General features: G+C 63.8%; 8 protein-coding genes. 5 read left to right on the forward strand and 3 right to left on the reverse strand.

Annotation, left to right across the window (positions count from 1 at the left end; genetic code table 11):
- Positions 1 to 7 precede the first annotated feature (7 nt).
- The gene (gene infC / locus HFP57_RS11450; protein ID WP_176869888.1) at positions 8 to 538 is read left to right on the forward strand and encodes a translation initiation factor IF-3; all 531 of its coding nucleotides are present in this window, start codon (positions 8 to 10) and stop codon (positions 536 to 538) included.
- Positions 539 to 593: 55 nt separating this feature from the next.
- On the forward strand, positions 594 to 1517 hold the full coding sequence (locus HFP57_RS11455) for a DMT family transporter (protein ID WP_176869889.1): 924 nt from the start codon (positions 594 to 596) through the stop codon (positions 1515 to 1517).
- 16 nt (positions 1518 to 1533) lie between these two features.
- Here HFP57_RS11455 and HFP57_RS11460 read toward each other — a convergent pair whose 3' ends face one another.
- Positions 1534 to 1902 (reverse strand): VOC family protein, encoded by a 369-nt coding sequence (locus HFP57_RS11460; protein WP_176869890.1) that lies wholly within the window; start codon positions 1900 to 1902, stop codon positions 1534 to 1536.
- Positions 1903 to 2110: 208 nt separating this feature from the next.
- Here HFP57_RS11460 and HFP57_RS11465 point away from each other — a divergent pair, with 208 nt between their 5' ends.
- Positions 2111 to 4795 (forward strand): TonB-dependent receptor, encoded by a 2685-nt coding sequence (locus tag HFP57_RS11465; RefSeq protein ID WP_176869891.1) that lies wholly within the window; start codon positions 2111 to 2113, stop codon positions 4793 to 4795.
- 113 nt (positions 4796 to 4908) lie between these two features.
- Positions 4909 to 6807: a cation:proton antiporter gene (locus HFP57_RS11470; RefSeq protein WP_176869892.1), complete on the forward strand. Its 1899-nt coding sequence runs from the start codon at positions 4909 to 4911 to the stop codon at positions 6805 to 6807.
- On the opposite strand, the gene HFP57_RS11475 is transcribed toward HFP57_RS11470, so the two are convergent.
- Positions 6804 to 9557: a [protein-PII] uridylyltransferase gene (locus HFP57_RS11475; RefSeq protein WP_176869893.1), complete on the reverse strand. Its 2754-nt coding sequence runs from the start codon at positions 9555 to 9557 to the stop codon at positions 6804 to 6806. The genes HFP57_RS11470 and HFP57_RS11475 overlap by 4 nt on opposite strands.
- 9 nt (positions 9558 to 9566) lie before the next feature.
- Entirely contained in the window at positions 9567 to 12155 is a 2589-nt protein-coding gene (gene mutS / locus HFP57_RS11480; protein ID WP_176871282.1) for a DNA mismatch repair protein MutS, read from the reverse strand.
- A 154-nt stretch (positions 12156 to 12309) separates the two neighbouring features.
- On the opposite strand from mutS, the gene HFP57_RS11485 reads away from it, so the two are divergent.
- Positions 12310 to 14571 carry an NADP-dependent malic enzyme gene (locus HFP57_RS11485; RefSeq protein ID WP_176869894.1) on the forward strand — a complete coding sequence of 754 codons (2262 nt, stop codon included), beginning with the start codon at positions 12310 to 12312 and terminating at the stop codon, positions 14569 to 14571.
- Positions 14572 to 14589: the final 18 nt, after the last annotated feature.

Raw genomic sequence — 14589 nt, forward strand, 5'->3', positions numbered from 1 at the left:
CCCCCCGATGACCCGCCGCCCCGCGGCACCGCCGATGAACGGCCCGCGCTACAATCAGTTCATTCAGTCGCCCAAAGTCCGCGTGATCGACGAAAATGGCGAGAATCTGGGCGTATTGCTCACCAACGAAGCGATCGAACAGGCCGCCGATGTCGGTCTCGATCTGGTCGAGGTTTCGCCCAATGCGGACCCGCCCGTCGCGAAGTTCCTCGATGTCGGCAAATATAAGTATGAGGCCCAGAAAAAGGCCAATCTCGCGCGCAAATCGCAAAAGACGCAGGACATCAAAGAGATCAAGATGCGCCCGAACATCGATGATCACGACTATGACGTGAAGATGAAAAAGGTGCATCAGTTCATCGATGATGGCGACAAGGTGAAGGTCACCTTGCGGTTCCGCGGACGCGAGCTTTCGCACCGCGAACTCGGCATGGACCTGCTGCGCCGGGTCCAGGAAGATACCAAGGAAACCGCCAAGACCGAAGCCCATCCGAAGATGGAAGGCCGGCAGATGCTGATGGTGCTCGCGCCCAAATAAGGCGCCTCTGACATCGTCGATTGAATCCGCCGTCCGATGCGCGCATGGGGCGGCGATGACGGCTTCGCTTCGTTTCGCCTTTCCGCTTTTCCTACTCGGCAGCATCGTCCTGTCGGCCGGGCCGTTGTTTGTAAGGCTGGCCGATGTCGGCGCCGTCCAGTCGGCCTTTTGGCGGCTCGCGATCGCCGCGCCGATGCTGCTTCTGCTCGTGCGCGCCTTAGAGGGCCGCGTTCCGTCGCTGCCATCGGGCCGGAGTGCACTCTGGCTGATACTGGGCGGACTGTTCTTCGCGGCGGACCTCGCCAGCTGGCATCTTGGGATCGAGCGCACGACGCTCGCCAATTCGACGCTGCTGGCCAACGCCACTGCATTCCTGTTCCCGATCTGGGGGTATGCCGTCATCCGGCGCTGGCCGACACGAACGGCCGGCATTGCGCTGCTTTTGGCGGCCGCCGGGATCGTCACCCTCGCCGGACAATCGGCCTCGGTCTCACCGGTGAACCTTTCCGGCGACCTGCTCTGCCTGCTCGCAGCGATCTTCTATACCGGTTATCTGATCGTGATGAACAAGGCGCGCGCCGGGCTGTCCGCATTGTCGGCCCTCAGCTTCGCGACGATCGCCGGTGCGCTGTTCCTGCTTCCGGTCGCACTCCTGGACGGCGGCGCCTTCTGGCCGCAAGACTGGACGCCTTTGCTCATACTGGCGCTGAGCAGCCAGGTCGCGGGCCAGGGCCTCATCATCTATGCGCTGCCCCATCTCCCGCCGCTGGCCAGCGGGATCGGATTGCTCGTCCAGCCGCTCTTTTCGGCATTGCTGGGTTTCCTGTGGTTCGCCGAAATACTGACCGCGGTCGATGTCGCCGGAATGGCGATGATCTTCGTCGCCATCCTGCTCGTCCGCCGACCGAGCGGCGCGACGCCCGCAGTCGAAAAACGCGTTCCGCCCTCGCTGGGCGGCGCCCAGGCCCCGAATCGCTAATGCGGATCCGCCGCTATCAGCCGTCGGGTAATTCGGCCGGCGGTTCCCACAGTTCGATGGCATTGCCCTCCGGATCATGGACGCGGGCGAACCGTCCATAGCTGCCGTCCATGTCCCAATCGTCCTTGCGCAGAACCTCGATCCCCGCCGCTTCGAGCTTCTCGATCATCCCCGCGAGATCGTCGACGCGGAAATTAATCATGAATGCTTTATCTGCGCTGAAATAATCGCTGTCCTGCTTGAACGGCGCGAACACGGTCGGTCCGGCCGCCTGATGCCACCAACTATCCCCACCGCCCAAGTCAAAATGCTCACGATACCATTGGGTTAGCCCATCCGGATCCTGCGCCCGAAAGAACAGTCCGCCCATACCCGTAACCGCCATGTCGATTTCTCCCCTTCATCCGAACCATCCTATCAGACTCCTGATATCGCCCAGCGCGGTTAACGGCCAGCGCCCGGTGTGTTGCCCAAAGGCATCACCGGCGCACGCTAAGGCCGTGCAACCATCGGATTTGCTGGCGTTCCCCACCGAAAATTATAGAAAGCCTCCAACCATAAAAACAAAATGTCCGCGAACTGGAGACGAACCCATGCGTAAATCATTGTTGCTCGCGACCGCCGGCCTTGCGGCGATCGCTTCACCCGCCGTGGCTCAGGACACGGAAACCCCGGCCGACGTGGCCCAGAACGCGGCGGCCGACGATAATGTCATCGTCGTCATCGCCCAGGGCCGCGAACAGCGGCTGCAGGACGTTCCGATCGCGGTCAGCGCGGTCAACGCCGAGAGCCTCCAGAATTCGGGTGCCAACGACATCCGCCAGCTCAACCAGCTCGCGCCGTCGCTGCTCGTTTCGTCGACCGGCTCGGAAGCCAATGGTTCGGCCCGTATCCGCGGCATCGGCACGGTCGGCGACAATCCCGGCCTGGAAAGCTCGGTCGCGGTCTTCATCGACGGTGTTTACCGGTCGCGCACGGGTGTCGGCCTCAATGAACTCGGCGAAATCGATCGCGTCGAAGTCCTGCGCGGACCGCAGGGCACGCTGTTCGGCCGCAACGCCTCGGCCGGCCTGATCAACATCGTCAGCCGCGCGCCGGAGTTCGACTTTGGCGGCAATGCCGAGGCCACCTATGGCAATTTCGATCATATCCGCCTCGCCGGCGGGATCACCGGCCCGATCGGCGAGGCCAGCGGTTTGGCCTTCCGTCTCGACGGGGTCTATGTCGAACGCGACGGTTTCTATGACGACGTCACCAATGGCGGAACGATCAACGATCGCGACCGCTATTTCATCCGCGGCCAGCTGCTCTGGGAAGCGACGCCCGATCTCACCTTCCGGTTGATCGGCGACTATACGAGCCGCGAAGAAAGCTGCTGTGCGGCCGTCTATGCGACGACCGAGCTTGCGCCGGCCAATGCCGGACTGCTCGATCTCAGCAATCCGATCATTCCCGTCCTGACGGCCCTCGGCCTTCAGATCCCGTCGCAGAACGATATCTACGAGCGGCAAGTGTCCGTGACTCCGGGCCGCACCTATGACGGCGAAACCGAAGACTATGGCGTCTCGCTGCAGATGGACTGGGATATCGGTGGCGCGACGCTGACCTCGATCACCGCCTATCGCGAATATGACGCCTCCCAAGCTTCGGACACCGATTACGGCACGGTCGACATCCTGTTCCGCGCCGACGACGGCAACCAGTTCCGCCGCTTCGAGACGTTCAGCCAGGAACTTCGCCTGCAGGGCGAAGCCTTTGACGGCGTGCTCGACTGGCTGATCGGCGCCTATTACGCGAACGAAGACCTCACGGTTCGCGAGAATCTGAAGTTCGGCAACCAATATGGCGCGTTCGCACCATGCCGTATCGTCCTCGCGGTCAACCCCGCCTTGATCGACACTACCCAGTCGGGCTGCCTGAGCGCCGGTGGACGGGCGGTACTGACCGGCGCCGCGCCGGGTACGACGCCGGCCTTCGGCCCGGCGACACCGCTGATCATCGGCGGTCTTGATCGGCTGGCGACGCTGAACGGCCTCGGCGACGATGGCACCGAATATTTCCAGAACAGCGAAAATTATGCGGTGTTCACGCATAACATCATCAGCATCACCGACGAACTCGATCTGACACTAGGACTGCGCTATACGAACGAGAGCAAGCGCTTCAACGCGACGTTCAACAACACGAACACCGTATGCCCGGCACAGCGGGCGGCGCTGACGCCGCTTCTTGCGCCTCTGCCTGATGGCACGCCGAATCCGCTCGCAGGTCTTGCCGGCGGGCTTATCGGCTTGGCCTGTCAGGGCAACTCGACGTCAGAGCTGAACGGCCTCGTGCTCAACGATACGCGCGACGAGGATGAGATCACCGGCACGGCAATCCTGTCCTACCGTCCGCTCGACGACCTCCTGCTCTACGGCAGCTATTCGCGCGGCTACAAGGCGGGCGGTTTCAACCTCGACCGGTCGGCGCTCAATGTTCCGCTGTTTAATCCGGCGGTCGCCGGCAGCACGGCGGCGCTGCAGTTCGATCCTGAAATCGTCGACGCGTTCGAAATCGGCGCCAAATATACGGGCCGGAACTTCACGATCAGCGCCGCTGCGTTCCGCCAGGAGTTTTCGAACTTCCAGCTGAACACGTTCAACGGCACGGTGTTCCTCGTCCAGAACATCAACAGCTGCGGTACGAACCTCAACGGCGCGGATCGCGATGGCGATGCGACGACGGGCGGCTGCGCAACGGACGATGTCGAGCCCGGCGTGATCTCTCAGGGTATCGAACTCGAGGCGACGATCCAGCCGGCCGATTATGTCAACGTCACGGCGGGCGTCACCTATGTCGACTCGAGCTATGAGAACAACCTGATCGGCAACGATCAGGGCGCGCCGCTCGATCCCGCTCTCCGGCTGCTGCCCGGCGACAACCTGTCGAACGCGCCCGACCTCGTGGTCACCGGCTCGTTCGCCTGGACGCCGCCGATCGGCAATTCCGGCATGACGGGGCTGTTCTATGTCGACACGCGCATCACCAGCGGCTTCAACACCGGTTCCGACCTGTTCCCGCAAAAGGAACAAGAGAGCTTTGCGCTGGTCAACGGACGCATCGGCATCCGCGGACCGGACGAGCGCTGGAGCCTCGAAGTCTGGGCGCAGAACCTGCTCGACACCGATTATTCGCAGGTCGCGTTCAGCTCGCCCTTCCAGGCTCCGAGCCAGATCTTCTCGGCCTTCCTCGCCGAACCGCGCACTTATGGTGTGACCGTTCGCACGCGCTTCTAGGCGATATCGCCGAACGTCTTGAAAGAGCCCGCGCCCGTCGAACGGCGCGGGCTCTTGTCTTGGCACTTTAACAATCTGTTGAAGAAACCCACGTTCCCCGGCATGGACAGGTAATGGCGCTCGACTCCCTCATGGTGAAGATCGCGGTGATCGGTGTCGCCGGGGTCGGCGCACAATGGATCGCCTGGCGGACTGGACGCCCGGCCATCGCCCTGATGCTGATCGTCGGTATCCTGGTCGGCCCCGTCAGCGCGCTTATCCCGCACGAGTTTTTCCGCGGAGGCCTCATAAATCCCGAAAGAGATTTCGGGGCTCTGATGGAGCCCATCATCAAGCTTGCGGTGGCGGTGATCCTGTTCGAAGGCGGACTAAGCCTCAATTTCCGGGAGTTGCGCCAGGCGGGATGGGCGGTGATGCGCGTCGTCGTGATCGGCGTGCCCCTGGGTTGGTTCCTCGGAACCCTGGCGGCGCATTACGGCGCAGGGCTGAGCTGGGAGGTGTCGGCGCTGTTCGGCGGTATCCTCGTCGTCACCGGGCCGACGGTGATCGGCCCGATGCTGCGCACCTTGCGCGTCGGGCCGCGCGTGTCGAACATCTTGAAATGGGAAGGGATCGTCAACGATCCGATCGGGGCGCTGCTGGCCGTCTTCATCTTCGCCTATATCACCTATGGCGGCACCGGCACCAATATCGCGGCGATCAGCTTCGATGTCATCGGCTCCACCTTCATAGCGGCGCTGCTCGGCGCGGCGCTGGGCTGGGGCGTGACCTGGTTCTTCCCGCGCGGCTATGTCCCGGAATATCTGAAAGCACCGACGCTCCTGATCCTGGTGGTCGGGGGTTTCGTCCTCGCCGATATCATCCAGCACGAAACCGGTCTCGTTACCGTCACGATCATGGGCGTCGTGATGGCCAACCGGCCGATGTTTTCCAGCCACGCGTTGCGCCGGTTCAAGGAAGATCTTGCGGTGCTGCTGATATCGGGCGTGTTTATCATGCTCTCGGCGACGCTCGACTGGGAGGTCATCACCAGTTTCCAGACGACCTCGCCCGATCCGATCGAAGGCGTGCTGCGCTTTACCGGCTTCCTGATCCTGCTGCTGTTCGTCGTCCGGCCGCTGACCATCCTGGTCTCGCTGCTCTTTTCGAGCGTGCCCTGGAACGAACGGCTGTTCATTGCGTGGATCGCACCGCGCGGCATCGTTGCCGTGGCGATCACCGGCCTCTTCGCGATCCGGCTCGTGGATTATGGAATAGAGGATGCCGAGGCGCTGATCCCGCTCTCCTTCGGCGTCGTCATCGCCACGATCTTCGCGCACGGCTTTTCCGCGAAATGGTGGGCCAGGCGGCTCGATCTCGACCAGGGGGAGGCGGACGGCGTGCTGCTCGTCGGTGCCAATCGCTGGACCATCGACTTTGGCGAGTTGCTCAAGAAGATGGACATCCCCGTTACCATCGCGGACCCCTCGCAATATGCGTTGCGCGCAGCCAAACGCCGCGAGCTCGATATCTATCGCGGCGATATTCTCGACGAGGTGACGCAGGAACATCTCGATCTCGGGCAGTTCCAGGAACTGATCGCGGCGACGGACAACGATGCCTATAATGCCTTGATCTGCGACGATCTTGGCCCGGAAATGGGGTATGATTCGGTCAGCCAGATCGGGACGGATCGGGACCGGGAAGCCTATCATGCGCGCGGGCGCGTCCTCATGCGATCCGCGCCGACGATCGACGATTTGCTCAAATGCGAAGACGCCGACTGGGTCTTCACCCGCACCAAGATCACCGACAAGTTCGGGATCGAGGACCTCAAACAGAATCTGGATCCGGAGGCACTGCTCATCTGCGTCCTCAAGCCGGACCGGCGCCTGCTCTTCTATTCGACCGACGCGCGGCCCGTCGTGGAGCCCGGCGATATCGTCATCAGCTACGCCCCGCCCGAAGCGCCCGAGGAACAGCTCGAAAAACGCGAACGCCCGAACCGGCCGCCCGAACCGCAACCGGCCTAGGCCGCTTCCTTCTCATCTTCGCGCGGCGAGGCCGCGGCCTTGAGCAGGCGCTTCTGCAGCGCCTTGAGCCGCGACGGATTGACGATCTTCTCGCCGAACAGATCCGTCACGTAGAAGGTATCGACAGCCCGCTCACCATAGGTGGCAATATGCGCCGAACGGATCGTCGCCTTGGACTGGAACAACGCATGCGTCAGGCTGTTGAGCAGCGCGGGCCGGTCGAGCGCATTGACCTCGATCACCGTATAGCGGTTCGATGCCTTGTTATCGATCAGCACCAGCGGCTCGATATGGAAGGCTTCGGCCCGTGCGCGGGGTAGCGGCCGTGCTTCGAGGCGCTCCTTCAGCTTGTGCTTGTTGGCAAGCGCGTCGCGGATCGCGGTTTGAAGGCGTTGTAGCTGGCCGGGATCGTCGAACGTCCCGCCGAGGGGGTCCTGAACCAGGATGTTGTCCAGCGCCATACCGTCCCGCGTCGTGTAGATCCGCGCATCGATCACGTTCGCGCCGGCCATGTCGACCGCCCCGGCCAGCCGGTAGAACAATCCCGGATGGTCGGCCGTGTAGACGGTCACAATCGTCGCGCCGCGCTCCGGGTCCGGCTCCGTGGCTATGGACAGTTTTTCGCTGCCTTCTTCCGCCTCGGCCATCTGCCGCGCATTGGCAGCGGCGGTCTCCTCATTCTCGGCGATCCAATAGGCGCGGGGCATTCGCTTGACGAGCCGCCTCATATCCGCATCCGGCCAGCCGAGCGTCTCGGCCAGCGCCTGCTGAGCGGCGTCGATCCGCGAATCGCGGCCCTGATGCTTGTGACCCAGCCGGAGGGTTTCCTCGGCCGCTTCGAACAGATCGGTCAGAAGCTGGCGTTTCCAGTCGTTCCAGACGCCCGGCCCGACAGCGCGAATATCGACGACGGTGAGCACAAGCAGCAGTTTCAGCCGTTCGGGGCTCTTCACCGCGAGCACGAAATCCTCGATCGTCTTCGGGTCGGAGAGGTCGCGCTTGAACGCCGTCGCCGACATCAGCAGATGCCAGCGCACGAGCCATGCCACGGTCTGCGTTTCGCCGGCGTCCAGTCCGAGACGCGGACATAGTTCGTCCGCCACCTCCGCGCCGAGGATCGAATGATCGCCGCCCCTGCCCTTGGCAATGTCGTGCAGCAGCACCGCGATATAGAGAACCCGTCGCGATACGAGCTTCTGCATGACATCATGGGACAGCGGATGGTCGTCCTTGAGCAGCCCGCTTTCGATCTTGGAGAGGAGTCCGATTGCCCGGATCGTATGCTCGTCGACGGTGTAATGATGATACATGTCGAACTGCATCTGGGCGACGACGCGGCCGAAATCGGGAACGAAGCGGCCGAAGACCCCCGCCTCGTTCATCCAGCGCAACACCGTTTCGGGATCGCGCGGGCTCGTGAGCACGTCGAGGAACAGCGCGTTAGCGCGGGGATCGTCCCGGATCGTCGCGACCATCTTCTCGTCGCGGCCGGCCTGGCGCATCGCGACCGGATGGATTTCAAGGCCGTGCTTGTCGGCCAGAGCGAACATTTCGATCAGCCGGACCGGGTCTTCCCCGAAAAAATCGTCGGCGGGAATCGAAAGCCGTCCTCGATCCAGCGTGAAGCCGTTGAGCTTGCGCGGCTTGCGGCGCAGTGTCGGCATCACGAACCGCCGCCCGCGCGGTCCGTATTGCTCGTCCAAGTGCGCGAGGAAGACGCCGGTCAGGTCGCCTACCTGTTTCGCGATCAGGAAATAATGCTGCATAAACCGCTCGACAGCCGATTTCCCGGTGCGTTCGGCATAGTGCATCCGCTTGGCGATCTCGGGCTGGACATCGAAGGTCAACCGCTCTTCCGGACGGCCCGAAATCAGATGGAGGTGGCAGCGCACCGCGAGCAGGAAGTCGCGCGCCTTGCGAAACTGCTTGAGTTCCTCGGCCGTAAGCAGGCCGTGTTCGACCAGTTCACCCAGATCGCGGACCTTGTGCACATAGCGGCCGATCCAGAACAATGTGTGGAGATCGCGCAGCCCGCCCTTGCCGTCCTTCACATTGGGTTCGACCACATAGCGGCTGTCGCCCATCCGTTCGTGCCGCGCATCGCGCTCTTCCAGCTTTCCGGCGGTGAAGACCTGCGCCGTGCCCTCGACGACCTCGGCGTAGAAGCGCTGCGTCGCCTCGTCATACAGGTGTTCGTCGCCCCACAGGTATCGCGCTTCGAGCAGCGCCGTGCGGATTGTCAGATCGCTCTTCGCCATGCGGACCATATCGTCGAGCGAGCGACTCGAATGGCCGACCTTCAGCCCCAAATCCCAGAGCGTGTAGAGGATCGATTCGATCACCTGCTCGCACCAGGGCGATTGCTTGTAGGGCGTCAGGAATCCGATATCGAGATCGGAAAAGGGCGCCAGTTCGCTGCGTCCGTAGCCGCCGACCGCAATGAGGGTCAGCCGTTCGGCATCCGACGGATTGCTGTTCGAATAGAGGCGCTGAACGGTGAAGTCGTAGATGAGCCGGAGCAGCTGATCATACAGAAAGGAATAGCTCCGGGTTATGATCGAACCGCGTGACGGCTTCTCGGCAAGGCGATCCGCGATTTCCGCACATCCCTGCTCCATCGTCTTGCGCAGTTCCTCGACGGCTGCAGCGCGCAACGCGGCAGTACCCTCGGCCTCGATTCCATGCAGCGTCGCGGCGACTTCGCGCCGGTCGATAATCGCGCGCCGATTGGGGATGGAAGTGCTGGGCATGACCGCAATCTAGGCGTCGTCGCCCTCGTCCGCCAGCCGTTTGAGGCGGTAGACGAAGTCCAGCGCCTCGCGCGGGCTCAGATCGTCGGCATGGACCGCCTCCAGCGTCTCGCGCAGCGGATCGGCGCGGTTCTCCTCCTGCGCGACATCGGCGGAAAACAGCGGCAGATCGTCGAGCCCGGCCGCCAGCCCGCCGGTCGAGGCGCGCCCGGCCTCGAGCTTGGCGAGCACCGACTTGGCCCGCGCGACGGTGTCCTTGGGCAAACCGGCCAGCTTGGCGACGGCAAGGCCGTAGCTGCGATCGGCCGGCCCGTCGGCCAGTTCGTGGAGCAGCACCAGATCGCCTTTCCATTCGCGGGCGCGAACATGGTGGAGGGACAGCGCGTCGAGCCGTTCGGCGAGCCGGGTCAGCTCGTGATAATGGGTGGCGAAGAGGCAGCGGCACCGGTTCACGTCGTGGACCGCCTCGACGACGGCCCAGGCAATGGCGAGCCCGTCATAGGTCGACGTCCCGCGCCCGACCTCGTCAAGTATCACAAGGCTGTTTTCTGTCGCTTGCGCGAGGATTGCGGCGGTCTCTACCATCTCGACCATGAAGGTCGAACGGCCGCGCGCGAGATTGTCCGACGCGCCGACACGCGAAAAGAGCTTGTCGACGATGCCGAGTTCGGCCGAAGCGGCCGGTACGTAGCTGCCCGCCTGGGCGAGTACCGCGATCAGCGCATTCTGGCGCAGAAAGGTCGATTTGCCGCCCATATTGGGGCCGGTAACGAGCCAGAGCCGCTCGTCCGGAGAAAGCCTGCAGTCATTCGCGACGAAGCGTTCGCCCTGTTGCTCGACCGCCCGCTCGACGACCGGGTGGCGGCCGCCCTCGACCTGGAAACAGGGATGGCCAGCGAGCCTGGGACGGGTCCAGCCGCACAGCGCCGCCTGTTCAGCGAGGGCGGCTGCGACGTCGAGCCGGGCCAGCGCATCGGCGGTCGCGGCGATGCGATCCTTGTCCGCAAGGGTCGTCGCGATCAGCTCCTCGAGATGCGCGGCCTCCGCGGCCAGAGCATGGGCACCCGCCTGCATGACACGCTGCGCTTCCTCGTGCAGATCCGGAGCGTTGAAACGCACGACCCCGGCCAGCGTCTGGCGGTGGGTGAAACCGGACTCCTCGCCCATCAGCGCGTCGGCATGCCGCGAGGGCACCTCGATATGATAACCGAGCACGTTGTTGTGCTTCACCTTGAGGCTCGCAATCCCCGTCGTCTCGCGATAGCGCGCCTCGAGCCCGGCGATCGCCTTGCGGCCCGCCCCGGCCGTTTCCCGGAGGTCATCGAGCGCTGCGTCATAGCCTTCGGCGATATAGCCGCCCTTGGCGATATCGATCGGCGGCGATGGTACAAGTGCGCGGGAGAGATGATCGGTGAGCGCCCCGTGCCCGGTCAGCGCCGGCAGTAATTCGGCCAGCAGTTTCGGCGGCTCCTCTATCTGGGACAAATCCATATGGAGCTCACGCGCCGCACCGAGTCCGTCCCGCAACAATCCCAGATCGCGCGGCGTGCCGCGCGCAGCGACCAGCCGCCCCAGCGCCCGACCGATATCGGGCAGCGCCTTCAGGGCAGCGCGCAGGCTTTCGCGCCGGCCTGCATCGGCTTCCAACAGCCGGACGAGATCGAGCCGCGCCTCGATCGCGGCAACCGATGTCAGCGGCGCGGAGATATCGGCGGCGAGGAGCCGCGCACCGGCCCCGGTCACGCTCTGATCGATGCAGCCGAGCAGGCTGCCGCTGCGGCCGCCGCCGACAGCCTGCGTCAGCTCGAGGCTTTCGCGCGTCGCGGCATCGATCAGCATATGATCGCCGGTCCGGTGACGGCGCGGCGGCTGGAGGAAGGGCAAATCGCCCTGCCCGGCGGTCTCGAGATAGGCGAGCAACCCGCCTGCCGCCGCCAGCTCGGCCCGGTCGAAATCGCCGAATCCGTCGAGCGTCGCCACACCGAACAAGGCCTTCAACCGCTTCTCCGCCCCGATGCTGCCGAAATCGGTTTTCGGACAGATCTGCGCATGCTCCGGCACGTTTGCGAACCCCTCCGGCACGATCAGTTCGGCGGCGGACAGCCGGGCCAGCTCAGCGTCGAGCATATCGGGTTCGGCGGTAGCCAGCGTGAAGCGCCCGGTCGAGATATCCGCCGCGGCAATCCCCAGCTTTCCCACCGTCTCCGCGACAGCGACCAGCCAGTTCTCCGATTTGGCATCGAGCAGCGTTTCCTCGGTCAGGGTCCCGGCCGTGACCACCCGGATAATCGCCCGCCCGACCAGCGCCTTCGAACCGGCCCGCTTCTTCGCCTGTTCGGGAGTCTCCGTCTGGTCGGCGATCGCGACGCGATGACCCGCCTTGATCAGCCGCGCGAGATACGCCTCATGGCTGTGCGCGGGCACGCCGCACATCGGGATCGGTTCGCCATCATGTTCGCCGCGCGCCGTCAATGCGATATCGAGGGTGGCGGCGGCAGCCTTGGCGTCTTCGAAAAACAGCTCGAAGAAATCGCCCATGCGGTAGAAGAGCAGACAATCGGGTACGCTCTCCTTGAGCGCCAGATATTGCGCCATCATCGGCGTCGGCCCCGCCTTGGCGGCGCGTTTCTTTTTCACCTGTGTCGCCATGTCGAATCCCGGGATAGCGACTTGCCGCCGCCGCCGCCATGCCCCAAAAGGCGATTGGGCGGGAGGGCCCGGTTATCCACGAAATCATCCACAGGAGAAGATGATGAGCGATCGCAGCAATGTCGAGTTTTCGGAGCGCGAGGCGCTGCTGTTTCACTCGCATGAGCGGCCGGGCAAGATCGAGATCGTCGCCACCAAGCCGATGGCGACGCAGCGCGACCTGAGCCTCGCCTACTCGCCGGGCGTCGCGGTTCCCGTGAAGGCGATCGCGGACGATCCGGCGACCGCCTATGACTATACGGCCAAGGGCAATCTCGTCGCTGTGATATCCAACGGCACGGCCATTCTTGGCCTCGGCAATCTCGGTGCGCTGGCATCGAAGCCGGTGATGGAAGGCAAGGCGGTGCTGTTCAAGCGCTTCGCCGATGTCGATTCGATCGATATCGAACTCGACACCGAGGATGCCGACAGGTTCATCAGTGCGGTCGAGATCATGGAACCGAGCTTCGGCGGCATCAATCTGGAAGATATCGGTGCGCCGGCCTGCTTCATCATCGAACAGACATTGCGCGAGCGGATGAACATCCCCGTCTTCCATGACGACCAGCACGGCACCGCGATCATCGCGGCCGCCGGTGTCATCAACGCGCTGCACCTGACGGGCCGCGACATCACCGATGTCGACATGGTGGTTTCGGGTGCCGGGGCGGCGGCGATCGCGTGCACCGAACTGATCAAGGCGATGGGTGCGCCCAGCGACCGCGTCCTGATGTGCGACTCCAAGGGCGTCATCTATCAGGGCCGCGAGGAGGCGATGGATCAGTGGAAGTCGGCCCATGCCGCGCCCACCGACAAACGGACATTGCGCGAGGCGATGGAAGGCGCCGACATCTTCCTCGGCCTCTCGGTCGCGGGCGTCGTCGATCAGGACATGGTGAAATCGATGGGCGAAAAGCCGATCATCTTCGCCATGGCCAACCCCGATCCCGAGATACTGCCGGAAGACGCCAAGGCCGTGCGCCCCGATGCGATCATCGCGACAGGCCGGTCGGACTATCCGAACCAGGTCAACAATGTGCTCGGTTTCCCGTTCATCTTTCGCGGCGCGCTCGATGTGCGGGCGACGACGATCAATGACGAGATGAAGATCGCGGCGGCGAAGTCGCTGGCCGAACTGGCGCGCCAGCAGGTGCCCGAGGAAGTCGCGGCGGCCTATGGTACGTCGCACAGTTTCGGGCCGGATTACATTATCCCGGCCCCCTTCGACCCGCGGCTGATGGAGATCGTACCGGCGGCTGTGGCCCAGGCGGCAATGGATTCAGGCGTCGCGCGCCAGCCGATCCTCGACATGGAGAATTACCGGCACACGCTGAAATCGCGCCTCAACCCGACCAATTCGGTGCTGACGCTCGCTTATGAGCAGGCGCGAGCCCAACCGCGCCGCGTGCTGTTCGCCGAAGGCGAGGAAGAGGTGGTGCTGCGCGCAGCGATCCAGTTCCGAGACGGCGGCTACGGCATTCCCGTGCTGGTCGGGCGCGACGACGTGCCGGACCGGCTCCGCGACCTTGGCGTCGACGAGCCGGAGAGCTTCGAATATCACAATAGCCGCAACTCGCCGCTCGTCACGCAAATGGTCGATTTTCTCTACGACCGGCTGCAGCGGCGCGGATTCCTCCGCCGCGATTGCGAGCGGATGGTCAATAACGACCGCAACATCTTCGGCGCGCTGCTGCTCGCGCTCGGCGAAGCCGATGTGATGATCACCGGCGTGACGCGGCAGTTCAGCCAGTCACTGAGCCAAGTGATGAAAGTCATCGATCCGATCGAGGGGCGCCGGCCTTTCGGTATCCATATGCTGGTCGGCCGGAACCACAATGTCTTCATGGCGGACACGACGATCAACGAACGTCCGTCACCCGAGCTGCTCGCCGATATCGCCGAGCAGACGGCCGCTGTGGCCCGGCGCATGGGACATGAACCGCGCGTCGCCTTTCTCTCCTATTCGACCTTCGGCAATCCGCCAGGCAACTGGCTCGAGAATATCCGCGAGGCGGTCGCGCTGCTCGACGAGCGCGGGGTAAGCTTCGAATATGAAGGCGAGATGGCGCCCGATGTCGCGCTCAACCCGCAGCTGATGAAAAGCTATCCGTTCAGCCGCCTGTCGGAACCCGCCAACGTGCTCGTGATGCCGGGCCTGCAATCGGCAAACCTCTCGGCGAAACTGCTCCGTGAGCTGGGCGGGGATTCGGTGGTCGGGCCGATGCTCGTCGGCATGGCCCGCCCGGTGCAGATCGCGACCATGTCGGCGACCGCGAGCGAGTTGGTAACGCTGGCGGTACTCGCAGCCGGCGGTATCGCGCGCTAGTTTTCCGAAACCATCCGG

It is taken from the genome of Parasphingopyxis algicola (assembly GCF_013378075.1).
GTDB lineage: Bacteria > Pseudomonadota > Alphaproteobacteria > Sphingomonadales > Sphingomonadaceae > Parasphingopyxis > Parasphingopyxis algicola.

What these genes read in the sequence shown, in the direction of transcription:
- HFP57_RS11470 (WP_176869892.1), top strand. Translation starts at nt 4,909, where the DNA reads ATGGCGCTCGACTCCCTCATGGTGAAGATCGCGGTGATCGGTGTCGCC.
- HFP57_RS11485 (WP_176869894.1), top strand. Translation starts at nt 12,310, where the DNA reads ATGAGCGATCGCAGCAATGTCGAGTTTTCGGAGCGCGAGGCGCTGCTG.
- HFP57_RS11460 (WP_176869890.1), bottom strand. Translation starts at nt 1,902, where the DNA reads ATGGCGGTTACGGGTATGGGCGGACTGTTCTTTCGGGCGCAGGATCCG.
- HFP57_RS11475 (WP_176869893.1), bottom strand. Translation starts at nt 9,557, where the DNA reads ATGCCCAGCACTTCCATCCCCAATCGGCGCGCGATTATCGACCGGCGC.
- mutS (WP_176871282.1), bottom strand. Translation starts at nt 12,155, where the DNA reads ATGATGGCGCAATATCTGGCGCTCAAGGAGAGCGTACCCGATTGTCTG.
- HFP57_RS11455 (WP_176869889.1), top strand. Translation starts at nt 594, where the DNA reads ATGACGGCTTCGCTTCGTTTCGCCTTTCCGCTTTTCCTACTCGGCAGC.
- HFP57_RS11465 (WP_176869891.1), top strand. Translation starts at nt 2,111, where the DNA reads ATGCGTAAATCATTGTTGCTCGCGACCGCCGGCCTTGCGGCGATCGCT.
- infC (WP_176869888.1), top strand. Translation starts at nt 8, where the DNA reads ATGACCCGCCGCCCCGCGGCACCGCCGATGAACGGCCCGCGCTACAAT.